At 29.9% G+C, this 16,921-nt stretch carries 15 protein-coding genes; 2 read left to right on the top strand and 13 right to left on the bottom strand.

Annotated elements, in window-relative coordinates:
* The 13 genes from BIV18_RS00195 to BIV18_RS00135 form a co-directional block, all read right to left on the bottom strand.
* Positions 1–408, bottom strand: a complete 408-nt coding sequence (locus tag BIV18_RS00195) for an FtsB family cell division protein (RefSeq protein WP_075658577.1) — start codon at positions 406–408, stop codon at positions 1–3.
* Between the two features lies 1 nt (position 409).
* Complete coding sequence (gene rsmH / locus BIV18_RS00190) at positions 410–1,348, bottom strand: 16S rRNA (cytosine(1402)-N(4))-methyltransferase RsmH (RefSeq protein ID WP_075658575.1); 939 nt, start codon at positions 1,346–1,348, stop codon at positions 410–412.
* Entirely contained in the window at positions 1,348–1,776 is a 429-nt protein-coding gene (gene mraZ / locus BIV18_RS00185) for a division/cell wall cluster transcriptional repressor MraZ (RefSeq protein WP_075658573.1), read from the bottom strand. The genes rsmH and mraZ overlap by 1 nt, the downstream gene beginning before the upstream one ends.
* A 243-nt stretch (positions 1,777–2,019) precedes the next feature.
* Positions 2,020–3,456, bottom strand: coding sequence for a sensor histidine kinase (locus tag BIV18_RS00180; RefSeq protein WP_075660346.1), 1,437 nt, complete (start codon positions 3,454–3,456; stop codon positions 2,020–2,022).
* Positions 3,440–4,111 (bottom strand): response regulator transcription factor, encoded by a 672-nt coding sequence (locus tag BIV18_RS00175; protein WP_075658571.1) that lies wholly within the window; start codon positions 4,109–4,111, stop codon positions 3,440–3,442. The genes BIV18_RS00180 and BIV18_RS00175 overlap by 17 nt, the downstream gene beginning before the upstream one ends.
* A 190-nt stretch (positions 4,112–4,301) precedes the next feature.
* Entirely contained in the window at positions 4,302–5,732 is a 1,431-nt protein-coding gene (gene gatB, locus BIV18_RS00170) for an Asp-tRNA(Asn)/Glu-tRNA(Gln) amidotransferase subunit GatB (RefSeq protein WP_075658569.1), read from the bottom strand.
* Complete coding sequence (gene gatA, locus BIV18_RS00165; RefSeq protein ID WP_075658567.1) at positions 5,729–7,180, bottom strand: Asp-tRNA(Asn)/Glu-tRNA(Gln) amidotransferase subunit GatA; 1,452 nt, start codon at positions 7,178–7,180, stop codon at positions 5,729–5,731. The genes gatB and gatA overlap by 4 nt, the downstream gene beginning before the upstream one ends.
* Before the next feature lie 9 nt (positions 7,181–7,189).
* On the bottom strand, positions 7,190–7,471 hold the full coding sequence (gatC, locus tag BIV18_RS00160) for an Asp-tRNA(Asn)/Glu-tRNA(Gln) amidotransferase subunit GatC (protein WP_075658565.1): 282 nt from the start codon (positions 7,469–7,471) through the stop codon (positions 7,190–7,192).
* On the bottom strand, positions 7,464–9,461 hold the full coding sequence (ligA, locus tag BIV18_RS00155; protein ID WP_075658563.1) for an NAD-dependent DNA ligase LigA: 1,998 nt from the start codon (positions 9,459–9,461) through the stop codon (positions 7,464–7,466). The genes gatC and ligA overlap by 8 nt, the downstream gene beginning before the upstream one ends.
* 10 nt (positions 9,462–9,471) lie before the next feature.
* Complete coding sequence (locus BIV18_RS00150) at positions 9,472–11,661, bottom strand: ATP-dependent helicase (protein WP_075658561.1); 2,190 nt, start codon at positions 11,659–11,661, stop codon at positions 9,472–9,474.
* A gap of 46 nt (positions 11,662–11,707) precedes the next feature.
* A complete protein-coding gene (locus tag BIV18_RS00145; RefSeq protein WP_169968656.1) occupies positions 11,708–12,388 on the bottom strand; it encodes a tRNA threonylcarbamoyladenosine dehydratase in 681 nt (226 codons plus the stop codon).
* Positions 12,389–12,433: 45 nt separating this feature from the next.
* Positions 12,434–13,492: an S-layer homology domain-containing protein gene (locus tag BIV18_RS00140; RefSeq protein WP_075658559.1), complete on the bottom strand. Its 1,059-nt coding sequence runs from the start codon at positions 13,490–13,492 to the stop codon at positions 12,434–12,436.
* 78 nt (positions 13,493–13,570) lie between these two features.
* A complete protein-coding gene (locus tag BIV18_RS00135; RefSeq protein ID WP_075658557.1) occupies positions 13,571–15,607 on the bottom strand; it encodes an S-layer homology domain-containing protein in 2,037 nt (678 codons plus the stop codon).
* Between the two features lie 204 nt (positions 15,608–15,811).
* On the opposite strand from BIV18_RS00135, the gene BIV18_RS00130 reads away from it, so the two are divergent.
* Both BIV18_RS00130 and BIV18_RS00125 read left to right on the top strand, forming a co-directional pair.
* A complete protein-coding gene (locus tag BIV18_RS00130) occupies positions 15,812–16,624 on the top strand; it encodes a precorrin-2 dehydrogenase/sirohydrochlorin ferrochelatase family protein (RefSeq protein WP_075658555.1) in 813 nt (270 codons plus the stop codon).
* A gap of 9 nt (positions 16,625–16,633) precedes the next feature.
* Positions 16,634–16,921, top strand: a complete 288-nt coding sequence (locus BIV18_RS00125; protein WP_075658553.1) for a DUF1637 domain-containing protein — start codon at positions 16,634–16,636, stop codon at positions 16,919–16,921.

The raw sequence follows: 16,921 nt of genomic DNA, 5'->3' as shown, positions 1-16,921 counted from the left end.
CTAATCTCTTGTAAAGGACCTTAAAACAGATACGATAGGACTCAAAAATACATTGTAATTAATATCTCCTAAATTTTTTTCTTCCTTTGAATCAATATAAACTATTTGATCTTCAGAAGGATAAACCATTCCAAGTTTATACATAGCTTCTTCAGCAATTTGTGCAGAAGATTTTACAGCTTTTATTTCACCTACAAGAGTTATCTTAGTTTTATTTAATTCATCTATTTCAGCCTTTTGTTTTAAAATCTCTCTGTCAAGACCTGCAATTTGAGAGTATAAAATTAAAATCGCAATAAAAATAATTGTAACAATTGCCAAAGTGAAAATAAAAGGCTTATTATTTAAAAATTGATCTTTATATCTATTATAACTTTTATTTGAGATTTTAGTTGATTTTTTTGCCATTTTACACCTCTAATTTTTCGGCAATTCTCAATTTAGCTGAATGAGATCTATTGTTTTCTTTTAACTCTTCTTCACTTGCAGTAATGGGTTTTCTAGTAATAATTTTAATTTCTCTTTTTTTATCACAAGTGCATATTGGAGAATTAGGTGGACATATGCAGTCCTTTTCCAAATATTTAAAAGAGTTTTTTACAATTCTATCTTCAAGGGAATGAAAAGTAATTATAGCAATTCTGCCACCAGGATTTAATCTATTTACAAATCTGTCAATTGAATTCTTAAGAACATCTAACTCCTTATTAACCTCAATTCTAAGAGCTTGAAAAGTTCTCTTTGCAGGATGAGGCCCCTTTCTTCTAGCAGATGCAGGAATTGCATTTTTTATTATTTCAACAAGTTCAAAAGTAGTTTCAATATTTCTGTTTTTTCTATAATCTACAATGAACTTAGAAATTCGAGAAGCCCATTTCTCTTCACCATATTCTTTTATAATTTTTGTAATTTCATCTTCACTATATGTATTTAAAATATCTTTAGCAGAGATTTCTAAACTCTTATCCATTCTCATATCAAGCGGTGCATCAAATCTATATGAAAACCCTCTTTCTGGATTGTCAAATTGATAGGAAGAAACTCCAATATCTAATAGAACTCCATCAATTTTATCTATACCAAGTGCATCGAGTGCTTTTTCAAAATCTATGTAATTTAAATTAAAAAATTCAACATTTTTAAATTCAGAAAGTCTAACTTTAGCTGCTTTTAGTGCTTCTACATCTTGGTCAATTCCTATTAAAAGCCCAGTACCATCTAATTTTTTTAAAATTTCATAACTGTGGCCAGCTCCTCCAAGAGTTCCATCAATATAAATTTTATTCCTTCTGACATTTAGTCCGTTAATTGTTTCCTTTAAAAGAACACTTTTATGCGAAAAATCCATTATATTCCCAACTCCGACATTTTTTCAGCAAGCTCTTCATAAGAAAGTGCTTCCTCTTCGTTGTATTTATTCCAATTATCCTCAGACCATACTTCTGCACGATTGGAAAGCCCTATGATTACACACTTGTCCTCTAAACTTGCATAATCTCTTAAATTTTCTGCAATGAGCACTCTTCCCTGTTTATCTAATACACAATCAACTGCACCGGAGAAAAATGTTCTCACAAAGGATCGGACTGCTTTATTTGTCATAGGTAGCTCCTTTAATTTATCTTCAATCTTTTCCCATTGATCCTTTGGATATAAAAATAGGCAATTATCTAAACCCTTTGTCATTACAAATACAGAAAGGTCATCTCTAAATTTTGATGGAATTGTAATTCTGCCCTTTGGGTCTAAATTGTGTCTGAATTCACCTATTAGCATTTTATTCTCCACTTTATTCCATTTATATTACTTTTTAATCCACTTTGCTCCACTTAGATTAATTTTACTACATAAGCTTGCTATTTTCTAGTATTTTAATTTCTTTTTTTAATATGGGACTAATGGCATTATTTTTCCTCCTAACTAAAAACTTAAATTGAACAAAAATAACTATTTTTATTAAAATGGCACAAAAAAATCGACTATTTCTAGCCGATTTCAAAATTTTATTAAATTTTCTAATTACTTATTTCCAATAAAATAAAAGTCTGAACCTTCATTTATTTTTGAATGAACGCCATACTCGTATCCGTGAAGTTCCATAATAGTCTTTACAATATATAGACCAAGACCTGTTCCAATTTCTGGCCTAGTGTGATTATTTCTAACTCTATAAAATCTGTCCCAAATCCCATTGATATCTTCTTCTTTAATGCCAATTCCTTTATCAATGCAGTGAAATTCAGTTTTATTTTTGTCGCCCTTAATCACTAGTTTTATATCCTTGTTCACTGGAGAATAATTTATTGCGTTATTGATTAAATTATAGATAACTTGATTTATCTTTGATCTATCGCCTAAAATCCTTGTATCTCCACTTGAATCAATTTCAAATTTATAATCAGAATAATTTTTGTTAACTTTAAATCTGTCAAGAACCTCGTATACTGAATCTTCAAGGCAAAACTCTTCTTTTTTTATTTCTTCAAGATTGGATTCAATTTTTGATAAATCTAATAAATCATTTACTAAAGCAGTTAAATTATCCGCTTCACTAATTATTGTTTCTAAATGTTTATTTCTTAAGGCTTCATTTGAACCAGAGATATCCCTGATCATCTCGCCATAGGATTTTATAACAGTAAGGGGAGTTTTTAAATCATGACTTACATTTGCCACTAAATCCTTCCTCATTTCAATTGTCTTTGTTAATTCATCTTTTGCATAGTTAAGAGTATTAGAAAGATCATCGATTTCTGTGTATTCGCCCTTTCTAAACTGAACTTTGTAATCACCTTTAGCGAGTTCCTTTGCCGTATTTGACATCCTTACAAGAGGTCCTGAAAGTCTTTTTGAAACAAAGTATGCAGTAATAGACGCAAAAATAAGAGCCAAAAAAGATATAATAATTAAAATCCTTCTTATAACATCAACTGTTGCATCAACTGGTTTTAACACGGAATTTATATAAAGATAATAATCTTCTCCATCTGTATTTCCAAGATAACCTGCATAAATAATTGAAGGATCCTTTAAATTTTCATACCTAACTGTATAAATTTTATAAGTCCTATTATCTCTTTTAAGGGATCCAAAAAACTTATCGAAATTTTCCCAAATCATCCTAGGTCTTTCTATAAATTCATCAAATAATCTCAAGGGGTAAACCCAAGCACCATTTTCATCTAATACTTTTATCTCTAATCCCTTTGTATTTGCATAATTAGATAGTTTAGTTTCAAAGTCCTTAGAATCGTAGTCGCTTCTAAGTTCGTTGCCAACTTTTGTAACTTCACGGATTTTCATTGTTTCGTAAAAGCTCGACAAGAAAACTGTTTGAAAAAGCCAAATAGAAATTAAAATTAGTCCAGCAAAAAAGACAAAATATTTCCATAACTTAAATAGAATGCTATTTTTGTCGATTTTAACTCTCCTTATCTCTTTAATTTCTTGTATCAAATTTATATCCAACTCCTCTTACAGTAATAATAAACTTTCTGTATTTTTTTATTGAATTTCTCAACATTTTTATGTGAGTGTCAACTGTCCTGTCTTCTCCATAAAAATCGTAGCCCCAAACTTGATTTAAAAGTTTGTCCCTAGATAAAGCAATGTTTTTATTTTTTACCATGTAAACTAAAAGATCGTACTCTTTAGGTGTTAAATCAACAATTTCATCGTCAACAAAAACAACTCTTCCATCTAAATCAATTTTTAAACCTTCAAACTCCATAGTATTATTTTCTTCAATTTTATTATTTCTATTTACAATTACATTCAATCTAGCCATAAGTTCCTTTGGAGAAAAAGGTTTTGTAACATAATCGTCAATTCCAATTTCAAAACCAAATAGTTTATCATATTCTTCACCTCTGGCAGAAAGCATTAGAACTGGAATGTCCTTTATTTTTTTTATCTCTTTGTAAGAAGAAAACCCGTCAAGCTTTGGCATCATAATATCCATTACTATTACATCAAAATTTTCTTCACGTACTTTATCTATTGCTTCAAGTCCATCTGAGGCTTCAACGACTTCATGACCTTCAAATTCTGCATAAGTTCTAATAACTTCTCTTATGCTTTTTTCATCATCTACAACTAAAATCTTAAACATTTAATCACCCGCTTTATTATAGTAAAAATTTGTGAATATTTAATGACAACTTTGTTAAGTCTATAATAATAAAAATTTGTCTTTTAGATGACCTAATTATATCAATACTTCTAATAAATTTGTAAAATATTTATTTTTAATTTAGTTTTAAATTGCAAATAAAAAAAGGTGTCATCTCCGACACCTTAAATTATCTTTCTCTTAATTTTTTTACAAGCATTTCATTTGCGATTTTTGGATTTGCCTTACCTCTTGATTTTTTCATTACTTGTCCAACTAAAAATCCTAAAGCTCTGTCCTTTCCTTCTTTGAAATCAATAATTGATTGTTCGTTTTCATTTAGAACTTCATCTACAATTTCTTCTATTGCAGATACATCTGTCATTTGAACAAGACCAAGCCTTTCAATAATTTCCTTTGCACCCTCTCCTGTCTCAAACATTTCACGTAAAACTTTTTTGCCGGCATTATTGCTAATTTTTTCATTTTTAATTGAATTTAAAAGTTCAATAAATTCTTTATTAGCAAAGGGAAGTTTAAATTCTACATCATCAGAAATTTCTACTCTTCTTAAAATTTCTGTTTGAATCCAGTTTGAAAGAAGTGTGTAGTCTTTAAAGTCAGCTGCTATATCTTCAAAAAACTTGGCAAGCTCTCTTGATGATGCAAGAACTATTGCATCTTCTTTTGTAATGCCGTAATCCTTTACAAATCTTTCAATCATTTGTGCTGGAAGTTCAGGCATTTTGTCGACAATTTCTTTTATCTCTTCATCAGTGATATGAACTATAGGAAGATCCCCTTCAGGTGCAAATCTATAATCACTAGCTGTATATTTAACTCTCATTAAAACAGTTTCGTTTTTCGCATCGTCCCATCTTCTTGTAGTTCTAATTTCATCTTCGTGATTTTCAAGAAGTTTAATATGTCTTTCTACTTCAAAGTCAATTGCCTTTTCAACTCCTCTAAAAGAGTTAAGATTTTTTACTTCAGTTATAGCAGTCTTTTTTCCTGTTTCCATATCCTTGACATTGACATTGACATCACATCTAAGAGAACCCTCTTCCATTTTACAATCAGAAATATTTAAAAACCTTAATGTTGATTTTAATTTTTCAAGAAATATACGAGCTTCTTTGCCACTTGAAATATCAGGTTTAGTAACAATTTCAATTAATGGAACACCACATCTATTGTAGTCCATTAGTGTTTCATTTTCCTCTGTGTGAAGACTTTTTGCAGTGTCTTCTTCCATTTGAATTTGAAAAAGGCCAATTTTTTTATTTCCTTCATCAGTTTCGATTTCAAGATAACCATCTGTGCAAATTGGATTGTCATTTTGCGTTATTTGAAAACCCTTAGTTAAATCGGGATAAAAATAATTTTTTCTATCAAATTTTGATTTATTATTTATTTTACAATTAAATGCAGTTCCAGCCATTATTGTATAATTTACAACATTTCTATTTAAAACTGGCATACCACCTGGAAGTGCTAAACATACTGGACATACATTTGTATTCGGTTCATCTCCAAAGGAGTTCTTACATGAACAAAAAGCCTTTGTTTCTGTGGAAAGTTCAACGTGAATTTCCAAACCTACAATTGTTTTATATTTCATTTATTTAAACTCCTTTCAAAAGCAAGTGATGCTTGAAGCAAATCCTTATCTTTAAATCTCCTTGCAGTAAATTCAATGCCAACAGAAAGTCCATCTTCTGCCGCTGGCATTGGAAGTGAAATTGATGGTGAGCCTACCATATTTGCAGGGATTGTAAACAAATCTGCTTGGTACATTTCAATTGGACTCATCTCGTCGTCAATTTTAAATGGTAAAACTGGGAATGTTGGACAAATCATAAAGTCATAATCTTTAAACATTCTATCCATATCTCTTTTTATAAGTCCTCTAACCTTTAATGCCTTGTAATAAAATTCGTCGGCATTTTCCATTGAAAGAATGTGAGTTCCAATCATTATTCTTCTCTTAACTTCTTCTCCAAAACCTTCACTTCTTGATGCACGATACATTTCTTCGACTGTGTCAAATTTTTTGTCAGTTCTGTGGCCATAGCGAATAGAATCAAAACGAGCAAGGTTAGATGCAATTTCACCATTTACCAAAATATTATAAGTTTCAATTGTGTAATTAAGTGAGTTGATGTCATAAGCTTCAACTATTGCACCATTTTCTTTTAGAATTTCAATTGCTTTGTCGAGTTCTCCCCTTACTCTTTTATTTAAATCCATTTCTAAATAAGTCTTTGGAATTGCGAACTTTTTACCTTCTAAATTTTTTATCGCATCATCAGAAAAGTCAAAGTCAAATTTAAGCCCTGGATTTCCAACAGAAGTTGCATCTCTTTCGTCACGTCCTTCGATTACGTTAAACATAATCGTAAGATCTCTAACATCCTTTGCAATTACACCTGGTTGGTCAAAAGTATTTGCCATTGACGCCATGCCAAATCTTGAAATAGAACCATAAGTTGGTTTCATTCCTACAGTTTTACAAAAACTTGAAGGTTGTCTAACTGATCCACCTGTATCTGAACCAATGGAAATTACAGCCATATTTGCACTAACTGATGCAGCAGAACCACCTGATGAACCTCCGGAAACTCTTGTTAAGTCAAGGGGGTTTTTTGTAACTCCAAAATAAGAAGTTTTTGTTGAAGCACCCATGGCAAATTCATCAAGATTTACTTTGCCAAGAATTACTCCATCATTATCTTTTATTTTTTTTACTAAAGTCGCATCGTAAGGAGCAATATAATTTTCTAGCATCCTTGATGCACAAGTCATCTTGATATTTTTTACTGAAATATTATCTTTTACTGAAATTGGCACTCCTGCAAGAAGGGACATTTCTTCTCTGTTGTGGAATTTTTCGTCAACTTCCCTTGCTTTTTTCATTGCCATTTCTTCTGTAACAGTAATATATGCGTTAATATTCTTGTCTTTTTTATCAATATTATCTAAAAATTCTCTTGTAACTTCTTCACAAGAAAAATCTTTATTTCTATATCCTTGGGCTATCTCCCAGGCTCTTAAATTACTAAAAGTCATGAGTCCCTCCTAATCCACAAATTTAATAAGCTTAAAATAACCGTATTTTGTAGTAGCGGCATTTTCAAGTGCCTCTTCTTGTGAAAGAGACTCTCCAGTTTTATCTTCACGAATATTGTTTTCTGTACCATTAACTTGAAAAACTTTTTCAACACCTTCTGTGTCGATTTCTTTAATTTTATTTACAAGTTCAATGTTCTCATCAAAGGTTGGTGCAAATTTATCTAACTCTTCGTCAGAAAAATCAATTTGAGCAATATTTGCAATATGCCTTATATCTTCTTTATTCATTTAACCCTCCTACTAATTTTTCAAGTTCTTCTAAACTTAAAATTTTTATATTTAAGGACTTTGCCTTATCGTATTTTGACCCTGGATTTTCGCCAGCAATTACATAATCTGTTTTTTTGCTAACAGAGCCCGTTACCTTAGCTCCAAAAGAAATTAGTTTTTCTTCCAATTCCTTGCGTGGCAAATCCAATGTACCTGTTATTACAATTGTCTTATCAAGAAGTGGTTTTGGAGCATCATCTTCATCTTCAAACTTTGGAGAAACTCCAAGTTCAAAAAGTTCATCCACTGCCCTTACTATTCTATCATCATTAAAAAAATCCACAATTTCCTCAGCAGTTATACTTCCAATATCGCCAATTGAAATTAATTCTTCTTCCTTAGAGTCTTTTAATTTATCAAAATCTTTAAAGTGTTTTGCAAGATCTCTAGCAGTTTTTATTCCAACATTTGGAATTCCAAGTGCATAAATAAAATTTGAAAGATGTGGGCTCTTAGAATCCTCAATTGCCCTTAAAAGATTTTTTGTCCTTTTTTCCTTAAAACCCTCAATTTTTATTATGTCATCATACTTTAATTTGTAAATATCAGGAATTTCTTTTAAATTCACTGCCTTCATTAATTTTTCAATTGTCTTTTCACTAAAACCCTCGATGTCCATGGCATCTCTCGATGCAAAATGCGTAAGCCTTGACACAAGTTGAGGCACGCAAGATAATGTGTTGGGGCAAAATATGTGGACTCCATCTTGATACAAATGTGAACCGCAATAGGGGCAAGTCTTTGGTCTTTCAATTTCACGAGTTTCATTGTCACTAGGTAAAGTTCCAAGTATTTCTGGAATTACGTCATTAGATCTCCTTATTAAAACTCTTGAACCTATTTTAACTTTTTTTCTAAGTATGTCATCGTAATTATTAAGTGTTGCCCTTTGAACCGTAACTCCTCCGATGTCCACTGGCTCAAGTATTGCAGATGGCGTTACCTTTGCAGTCCTACCCACATTCCAGACAACATCTAATAGTGTTGTCGATATTTCCTCTGCTTCAAACTTATAGGCAATTGCCCAACGTGGGAATTTATTTGTGTAGCCAAGAGCTTTTCTCGTTGTAATATCATTTACTTTAATAGTAACTCCGTCAATTAATATATCAAGCTTATCTCTATTATCTCCTATTTCACGAATCTTATCTATTATTTCTTGAAATTTTTTTACCTTAAAATTATATTTTGAAACTTTAAAATTATTCTCTCTTAAAAACTCTTTTATATCGTCATCTGAGTTAAACAACTCTTCTTCAATGTATCCAACATTGTAGAAAAAAGCTGTTAAATTTCTCTTTTTTGTAACTTTTGGATCTAAATTCCTAAGAGCACCCGCTGCTGCATTTCTTGCATTTTTTAATTTATCATCAAATTTTTCGTTATACTTTTGAAGTTCAGATAGTGGCATCAAACCTTCACCTTGAACTTCAATTTTACCAGCATAATTTATACGAAGTGGAACGGAATATATTGTCTTCACTTGTTCCAAGATTTCTTCACCTATAATTCCATTGCCTCTAGTCGATGCCATTACTAGATTTTTATTTTCATAAGTTAGATTAATTGTAAGTCCATCAAATTTTAATTCTACAATAAATTCTGGTTCAGGAAGTTTATTAATATTTACTAAATTATAATCTTTTACAAATTTTTCAATTCGATTGTACCAAGTAAGAAGAGCATCATCTCCCTGTGCTTTATCCATTGAGTATAGTCTTCCTAGATGTGTGTGCTTGGCAAATTTATCTAAAATCGATCCGCCAACCCTTGTAGTTGGAGAATAGGATAAAACTGTTCCCGTTTCATTCTCAAGGTTTACAAGTTTATCATAAATTTTATCGTATTCAGCATCTGAAAGAAGTGGATCATCCAATGTGTAATAATGATAGTTTAATTTGTCTATTTGCGAAATTAAATCATCCATTTCTTTTATTTTATCAATCATATTTCACCAACTAATCAATTAATTTTATAGGAGCAACTGAGAGCATAAGTCTCTTTAAGCCCTTTTTATCAAAGGAAATCACAACTTCATAATCACCATTTTTTTCCTTCTTTTGAACTACCATTCCATTTCCAAAAATTTTGTGCTTTACTTTATCTCCAATATTTATATTTTTATCATCAGATTTTTTTGTAGTTTCAACTTTCTTTTCAATACCAAAGAATTTTTTAGGTCTAGTAATAGAAGTACCTTGATTGTAATCTTTTACTTCTAGTAGTTCCCTACTCTTGTCTTCGATGATTTCTATTTTGTCGCCCATTTCTTCAATAAATCTACTTCTCTTTGCAGGAGTTAATTTTCCATACATGGAACGAGTCCTTGAAGATGAAATAAATAAATTATTGCGAGCACGAGTTACACCTACATAACAAAGCCTTCTCTCTTCTTCAATTTCTTCTTCGTTTTCAAGAGATCTGCTAGTTGGAAAGAGCCCTTCTTCAAGTCCAACTAAAAACACAGTATCAAATTCAAGCCCTTTAGCAGCGTGCATTGTCATTAAATTCACTCCTCTATCTTCAGAAGTTTTATCCACATCAGATAAAAGTGAAAGAGCATTTAAATACTCTGAAAGTTCAACTCCCTCTCTGTCGTATTCCATAATATTTGAGTGAAGCTCTTCAATATTTTCAAGCCTAGTCTTTGCTTCTATTGTGTTTTGGTTCTTTAAATCAAGAGCATATCCACTTTCATATAAAACATCTTCAAAAAGTTTTCCAATAGAAAGATTTTCCGCTCTATCCTTTAGAATTTTAAGAATGCTTCCGAATTCTTTGATGTTTTTTCTTGCTCTAATATTAAGATCTTCAAACTTGTCAATATTTGTAACCACATCATATAGTGAAAGAGCGTTATTATCTGCATAGTCTAGCAAATCGGATAAAGATGTGTCTCCAATTCCCCTTTTTGGTCTATTTATAATTCGTGCAAGACTTACATTGTCATTGGTATTATTAAGTATTCGAAGATAAGCAAGGACGTCCTTTACTTCCATTCTATCGTAAAACTTTAGTCCTCCCACAATTTTATAGGGTATTCTCTCTTTCACAAGGGCTTCTTCAAATCCTCTTGACTGTGCATTAGTCCTATAAAGAATCGCCATATCTTTAAAGTCTTCGCCCTTGTAATTAAGTGAAATAATTTTATTTACAACACCATATTCTTCTTCATTTGAATGTGGAAATTCACGATAAATTACATCTTTACCCTCATCTCTCGAAGTCCAAAGATTTTTCTCTATTCTAGTAGCATTGTTTTCAATGACTTTATTTGCAACATCTAATATTTTTTGAGTTGAGCGATAATTTTGCTCAAGTTTTACAATTTTTGCACCAGGAAAGTCTTTGTGAAAGTTTAAAATATTGTTTATGTCTGCCCCTCTCCACTTATAAATGGATTGATCATTGTCGCCAACTACTGTTAAATTTGGATTTTTACCTGCAATTAATCTTATAAGATTGTACTGAATTTTATTTGTATCTTGATACTCATCTACAAAAATATATTCAAACTTTTTTTTATAAAAATCTCTAACATCATCTTCTGTATTTAAAATATCCACAGTTTTTATTAATAAATCGTCAAAGTCCAAGGCATTGTTTTTTTTAAGTTTTTTTTCATATAGATCGTAAATTTTTCCAAGATTTTTTTTGAAAAAATTATCATCGTTTAACTCAATGTATTCAATTGGTGAGATTGCTTCACTTTTTATATTGGAAATATCATTTACAATAGATCTTGGCTTATACATATCTTTATCAAGATCAAGTTCTGCAATAGCTTCCTTTACAACAGTTACTTGATCATCTCTATCATAAATAGTAAAATTTGAATTATATCCAATTCTTTCAATGTTTTTTCTTAAAATTCTCACACAAATTGAATGAAAAGTACCTATCCACATTGAGGAGATGTCTCTATCTATTAACTTGCGAACTCTATCTTGCATTTCTTTTGCTGCTTTATTAGTGAAAGTTATTGCCAAAATCTTCCATGAAGGAACATTTAATTCTTCTATTAGATATGCAATTTTTGAAGTTACAACTTTCGTCTTTCCAGATCCCGCTCCTGCTAATATTAATAGAGGACCTTCCGTAGCTAAAAGTGCTTCTCTTTGTTTATCATTTAATGTATTTATATCCATGACTTCTCCTTACTGCTAATTATTATATGTTTTTTTCGCCATCATTTCAACTTTTTAAAATATCAGAAATCACATAAGATGCCAAAACCATGCCGCAAACAGGTGGCACAAAAGAAATTGAACCAGGAGTCCTGTCATGAGTTTTTATTGGGATCTCTTTTGAACAAACTACCTTTAATTTTTTTATATTCATTTCTTTCAATTTTTTCCTTATAATCCTTGCAACAGGATCGTTTTTGGTCTTTTCGATGTCTACAACTTCAAACTTTGTCGGATCAAGACGATTCCCAGCACCCATAGCAGAAATTATCTTGATGTTTTTTTCATATGCAGCCCTTATTATTAAAAGTTTTGATGTAATTGTATCAATTGCATCTACGACATAATCATAATTTTCAAAATCAATTCCACATATGTTTTCTTCTGTAACGAAAATATCATATTTTTTGATTTTTAATTTAGGATTTATTTCCAACATTCTTTCTTCACAAGCATCTACTTTTCTAATACCAATAGTCTTCATAGTAGCAAAGATTTGTCTATTTAAATTTGTAATCTCGTATTCATCACCATCAACTATGCCAACTTTTTCAACTCCAGACCTTATAAGTGCTTCAACACATGAACCACCAACGCCGCCTAATCCAAAGACTAATACAGATCTTGAATTTATTTTTTTAATGTCCTCAGATGAGAGCATTCTCTCCATTCTACTTAGAAATTTCAATTTTCCTCCAATTTGAAAGGGCCGTCATTAAACAGCCCTTAATAATTATTTTAATTTTATATTTGTTAAACTATTTTCGCCCAAAATTCCGCTACCTTCAACATTGTCATCGATTTTATGATTTCTAAAGGTATTAACAGTAATAATATTTCCTGGCATAAATTTATTTGAATCAGTTTCCCCAAGTTTAATTCTAATGTATTTGACATTTCCTCCATCAATTACTTCAGTAACTTTACCTTTAAAATTTACAATTATACCTGCCTCTGCCGGTTTTAATTCTTCTGTGTTTTCTTCTTCAGTAAAAGTCCCTAAAATTGAATTATTGTTTTCAGCCTTGTTTATTTCATTATCTAGGTTTTTTTCAGAAATATTATCATTATTTTTTATTAAAAGATCTTCGCCATCTATATTATTATTTTGATTATTAATTTTATCTTTATTAGCTTCAACATAGTTTAATCCCCTTGAAGTAATTACAGCAATTTCACTTCTCCTTATTGCAAAATTCCCATTGAATTTCCCATCAGAACCAGAGCTAGTAAAAATATTTAATTTAACAAGATTTGGCAAATATTCTAACGTTTCAGCATTGATTTTATCAATATCCCTAAACTTTAAAATTGATAAATCCTTGTTTTTCTCAATTCTAAATGCTCTTGCAAAATAAACTGCAATTGTATTTCTATTTGGATAAACTTTGTTTTCTAAAAATCCTCTTTCACGAGCAGCTTCAATTGTCTTTTTAGACACCGTACCGTGATATAAATTATAACAAAGAGCATCCTTTGCCCAGTCAATGATACCCATGGAATTTACAAATTCCAAATTAGCCTCTCTCGCTAATTTCATTTCCTCTTCCTTTGGATTTAATACAGTTTTTAAAATTTGCATTATTTCTAAAAAACTAACGGGATTATTTGGCTTGAAACTTCCATCATCATAACCCTTTAAAATATTTTTATTTGATAATTCATCTACATATTTATATGCCCAAGCAGAATTTCCATTTTTACTAACATCTGTAAAAGTTTTTGCAAAAAGACTTGCCGGTGCAAATAAAAGTAATAAAACTAAATTTATTATTATAATTTTTTTCTTCATTTAATCACTCCGAAGTAAATTATAACATAATTTTATGTAAAAAAATAGAAACCACATGGGTTTCTATTTTGAAAAGCATTAATAAAATTTATTAAGATTTGATAATCTTTCATTGTTTTTATTGTCATAATAGCGATTATTATTTAAGAAAAATCTGTAGTCTTCAAAATCGCTTTTTCTTGTAGTCCTATTTGCAGTATTTAAATATTCTCTAGGATTTCCAAGAAATTTATTATTTGAATCTGAAATTATTTCTCCATCATAATTTAAATAACCATCAAAAGATAGAACGTCGTATAGTTCCAAATTTTGGCTAGTTTGGAAATAAAGTGTCTTTCCAGGCTTTAAATTATCATTGTCTGATTGAATAACTCGAAGTCCTATTTTATAAATATTAAAACTTCTACCAATTCTTTCATTGCTAACTACTTGGAACATTCCACTAAACTGAAGACTTGAATCTATTATAGTAATAGTTTCAACTTCGCCATAATTATTTAATGTTAAAATTACATTCTTTCCTCTAAGATAATTTTCTGTTATTTGATTTTGTTTAGCTCCATTATAAGATTTAATTTCAAATCTGTCAGCTAAATAATAATTTTTCGTGTAACCATATTTATCTTTAATGCCTATATAGCGATTATATCTTCTATTTGTAAAAGAAGATTCATCTCCACTAAAAGCGACAACTTCTCCTGAGATATCTCCATCCCTATAATTTGAAGAAAGTCCCATTACAACTTTGTAATTTACATAAAGATCCACATTGTCATTTAATGTAATTTTATCTAAATCTCTAGTTTCATTGGTAATATATAGTTCATAATCCTTATTATCTTTTAGTCTAATTTTTAGAGAAGATTTATCCTTGTCTGAAGTATTAAGTGATGTAATTTTTCCACTTACTTGTGCTTCTTTAGGATAAATTGTCATTTCAGTTATCTTGTTGTCATTATTTGTTTTAAATTCAACTAAATCGTCAACTTTAATATCATCAAGTTTTAAATCTTTTCCATAAGCTTTGATCTTTGCATTTGAATCAAGAGTAAAAGTCTTTGTGTCGGAAGTTGAGATTTTTGAAGTTGTTCTAAAGTTTAATGTGTCTGAATTATCTCTATATCTTAAAGTAATTTCATTTGTTCCCTTAGAATTTACATATCCAACCATATCAAGCTTCGCATTAGTAACATTGATTAATTTAGCTGTACCTTCTCTATCGTTATTATTACTCTTTACATATTCAATTTCAACCTCTTGACCAGCTTTAATGTCCTCTAATTTAATGTCTTTATCCTTTAATTTAAATTTTGTGTTGTTGTCAATATCAAAGGAAAACTTTTGATTATTTGTTTCAATTATAATAACATTGACATTATTAAGTTTTGAAGAAAGAATTACAGTTCCCTTTTTCTTTTCAGTCTTATTACTTATTGTATTCTTTGATGCATAATCAAAGGATGCTTTAGTAATTATTGCAGTTTCAGCACGAGTAATAGGTCTGTCTCCTTCAAAATTTCCATCAGAACCAGTTGCTGTAAAAATTCCTACATCAACAAGAGAAGCTAAATAACCCTTTAAAGTGTCACTCATTTTATTTTGATCTTTATGCTTTAAAAGATTAGTATTTCCTTTGGCATTTAAGTTTAGAGCTCTTGCAAAGAAAATTGCAATATCTCCCCTACTAGGATATTCTCTTTGATTAATTTTAAAAAATCCTCTTTCAGAAGCTTTTTTTAGTGCAGATTCATTTAAGTAATCTCTATGAAGTGCTAAACATATTGCATCTTCCGCCCAAGAATTAACTCCATTTTCTTTAGCAATTTTTGAATATTTGTCACGTGCAGTTTTTAATTCTTCATCACTTGGATTTAATACTTGTTTTATTAGTTGTAAAAGTTCTTCAAGAGAAACTGAATCTCCAGGTTTAAATTCACCATCTGGATGTCCATTAATAACATTCTTATCACTTAATATGTCAATTGCGTCGTAAGCCCAAGAATATTTATTATTCTTTTTGACATCTTTAAATTCTTTAGCAAAAGTTGCACTTGGTACAAGCATAACAGTTGCAAGCCCAATCGAAGCTACTCTCCTTAAATTTTTAAACTTCATTATAAAACCTCCATTTTTATATAGCATGTTTTCCTTATTATAACATATATTAAACTGTTAAATTTTAAAAATGTTAAAATTTCATAATTAGAATTGAAAATTTATAAATAATGTAATATTTTGCTTAATTTAGTTTTATATTTGGTATAATTAAGCTAAGAACTACATATATTTGTAAATAGTTTTTTATAAAGGAGTGATATTATGCGTTTCCTTCCAGTAAGTATTGATACTTTTGAAAAAAAGATTTTAATTTTAGGCGGAGGCTACCTTGCTCTATCTGCACTTAAATCTGTATTAGATACCGAAGCAGAAATTTATATGATTGCAGATAGTTTTACTACAGATATAATTAAAAAATCTGATGAATCTAATGGCAAAATTAAATTAAAGGAACATATTTTAGAAAAGGATTTTAAATTTATGGGATTCGACTATGTTCTTATTGCAACAGAAGATTTTGAACTAAATGAAGCTTTGGAGAAAAGAGCAAATTCAAGAAATATGATTTACCAAAGATTTGACATCTTTTCAAAATCATTGATGTCCATAAATAAGTCTATTGAACGGGGACCCCTTACTTTTTCCCTTAATAGTTCAAGACTAAACCCAACTATTACAGACATTATCTTTGAAGATTTAAAAAAATTTTCTGAAAAATATAATTTGGAAAAATTAAATATTTTAAGCGAAATTAGATCGGAACTTGTCCGTAAAAATTCACAAAATATAGATGAAATCATTAGAAAGCTTTACGAAAGTGAAACTATAAATCTTTCTACTTTCTTAGAGGAGATGCCTCAATACAAAATTGAAGATTTAGAATCTTCTGAAGATTTAATTAATCACATCATAAGTGGTGAAGAAATTAAAGTTGAAAAAGAAAGTACTTTAGAAGAAGAGCAAATCATCAAAAAGAATTTAGATGATGCAAAAAATTTCTCAAGAGATAAAGATCTTAGTAATAGTGATTTGAACTTAGAAAGTTTTCATGATTTAGATAAATTTAAGAAATGAGGTAATTAAATGATTGGTTATGTGGGAAGTATGCCGGGAAAAGTTTTTAGCGAAAACGAATTTACTCTAGTGAAGAAAGTTTTGGCTTCTGGTGAAACTATTGACAAGCACAATCACCCCGGATTTACTGTTCTTGTAACTATTGTTAAAGGTGAAATTAAAGTTATTTTAAATGACGATGAGGATAGAAAGTTTACACCAGGTAAGGTTTTAAAATTCGATGGTGAAAATTATATCACCATTGAAGCAATAGAGCCAAGTGAGTTTTTTGTAACTCTCATAAAAAAGGATAATTAA

Origin of the sequence: Peptoniphilus grossensis (genome assembly GCF_001940285.1) — a bacterium.
In the GTDB taxonomy this organism is placed as follows: Bacteria; Bacillota; Clostridia; order Tissierellales; family Peptoniphilaceae; genus Peptoniphilus_A; species Peptoniphilus_A faecalis.
This window is presented reverse-complemented; position numbering and strand designations above follow the sequence as displayed.

Excerpts from the sequence above, each read along its gene's own strand:
- mraZ (WP_075658573.1), bottom strand. The coding sequence starts at position 1,776 with ATGCTAATAGGTGAATTCAGACACAATTTAGACCCAAAGGGCAGAATT.
- BIV18_RS00195 (WP_075658577.1), bottom strand. The coding sequence starts at position 408 with ATGGCAAAAAAATCAACTAAAATCTCAAATAAAAGTTATAATAGATAT.
- BIV18_RS00140 (WP_075658559.1), bottom strand. The coding sequence starts at position 13,492 with ATGAAGAAAAAAATTATAATAATAAATTTAGTTTTATTACTTTTATTT.
- BIV18_RS00125 (WP_075658553.1), top strand. The coding sequence starts at position 16,634 with ATGATTGGTTATGTGGGAAGTATGCCGGGAAAAGTTTTTAGCGAAAAC.
- BIV18_RS00150 (WP_075658561.1), bottom strand. The coding sequence starts at position 11,661 with ATGGATATAAATACATTAAATGATAAACAAAGAGAAGCACTTTTAGCT.
- ligA (WP_075658563.1), bottom strand. The coding sequence starts at position 9,461 with ATGATTGATAAAATAAAAGAAATGGATGATTTAATTTCGCAAATAGAC.
- gatB (WP_075658569.1), bottom strand. The coding sequence starts at position 5,732 with ATGAAATATAAAACAATTGTAGGTTTGGAAATTCACGTTGAACTTTCC.
- gatA (WP_075658567.1), bottom strand. The coding sequence starts at position 7,180 with ATGACTTTTAGTAATTTAAGAGCCTGGGAGATAGCCCAAGGATATAGA.
- BIV18_RS00130 (WP_075658555.1), top strand. The coding sequence starts at position 15,812 with ATGCGTTTCCTTCCAGTAAGTATTGATACTTTTGAAAAAAAGATTTTA.
- gatC (WP_075658565.1), bottom strand. The coding sequence starts at position 7,471 with ATGAATAAAGAAGATATAAGGCATATTGCAAATATTGCTCAAATTGAT.
- BIV18_RS00135 (WP_075658557.1), bottom strand. The coding sequence starts at position 15,607 with ATGAAGTTTAAAAATTTAAGGAGAGTAGCTTCGATTGGGCTTGCAACT.
- rsmH (WP_075658575.1), bottom strand. The coding sequence starts at position 1,348 with ATGGATTTTTCGCATAAAAGTGTTCTTTTAAAGGAAACAATTAACGGA.
- BIV18_RS00175 (WP_075658571.1), bottom strand. The coding sequence starts at position 4,111 with ATGTTTAAGATTTTAGTTGTAGATGATGAAAAAAGCATAAGAGAAGTT.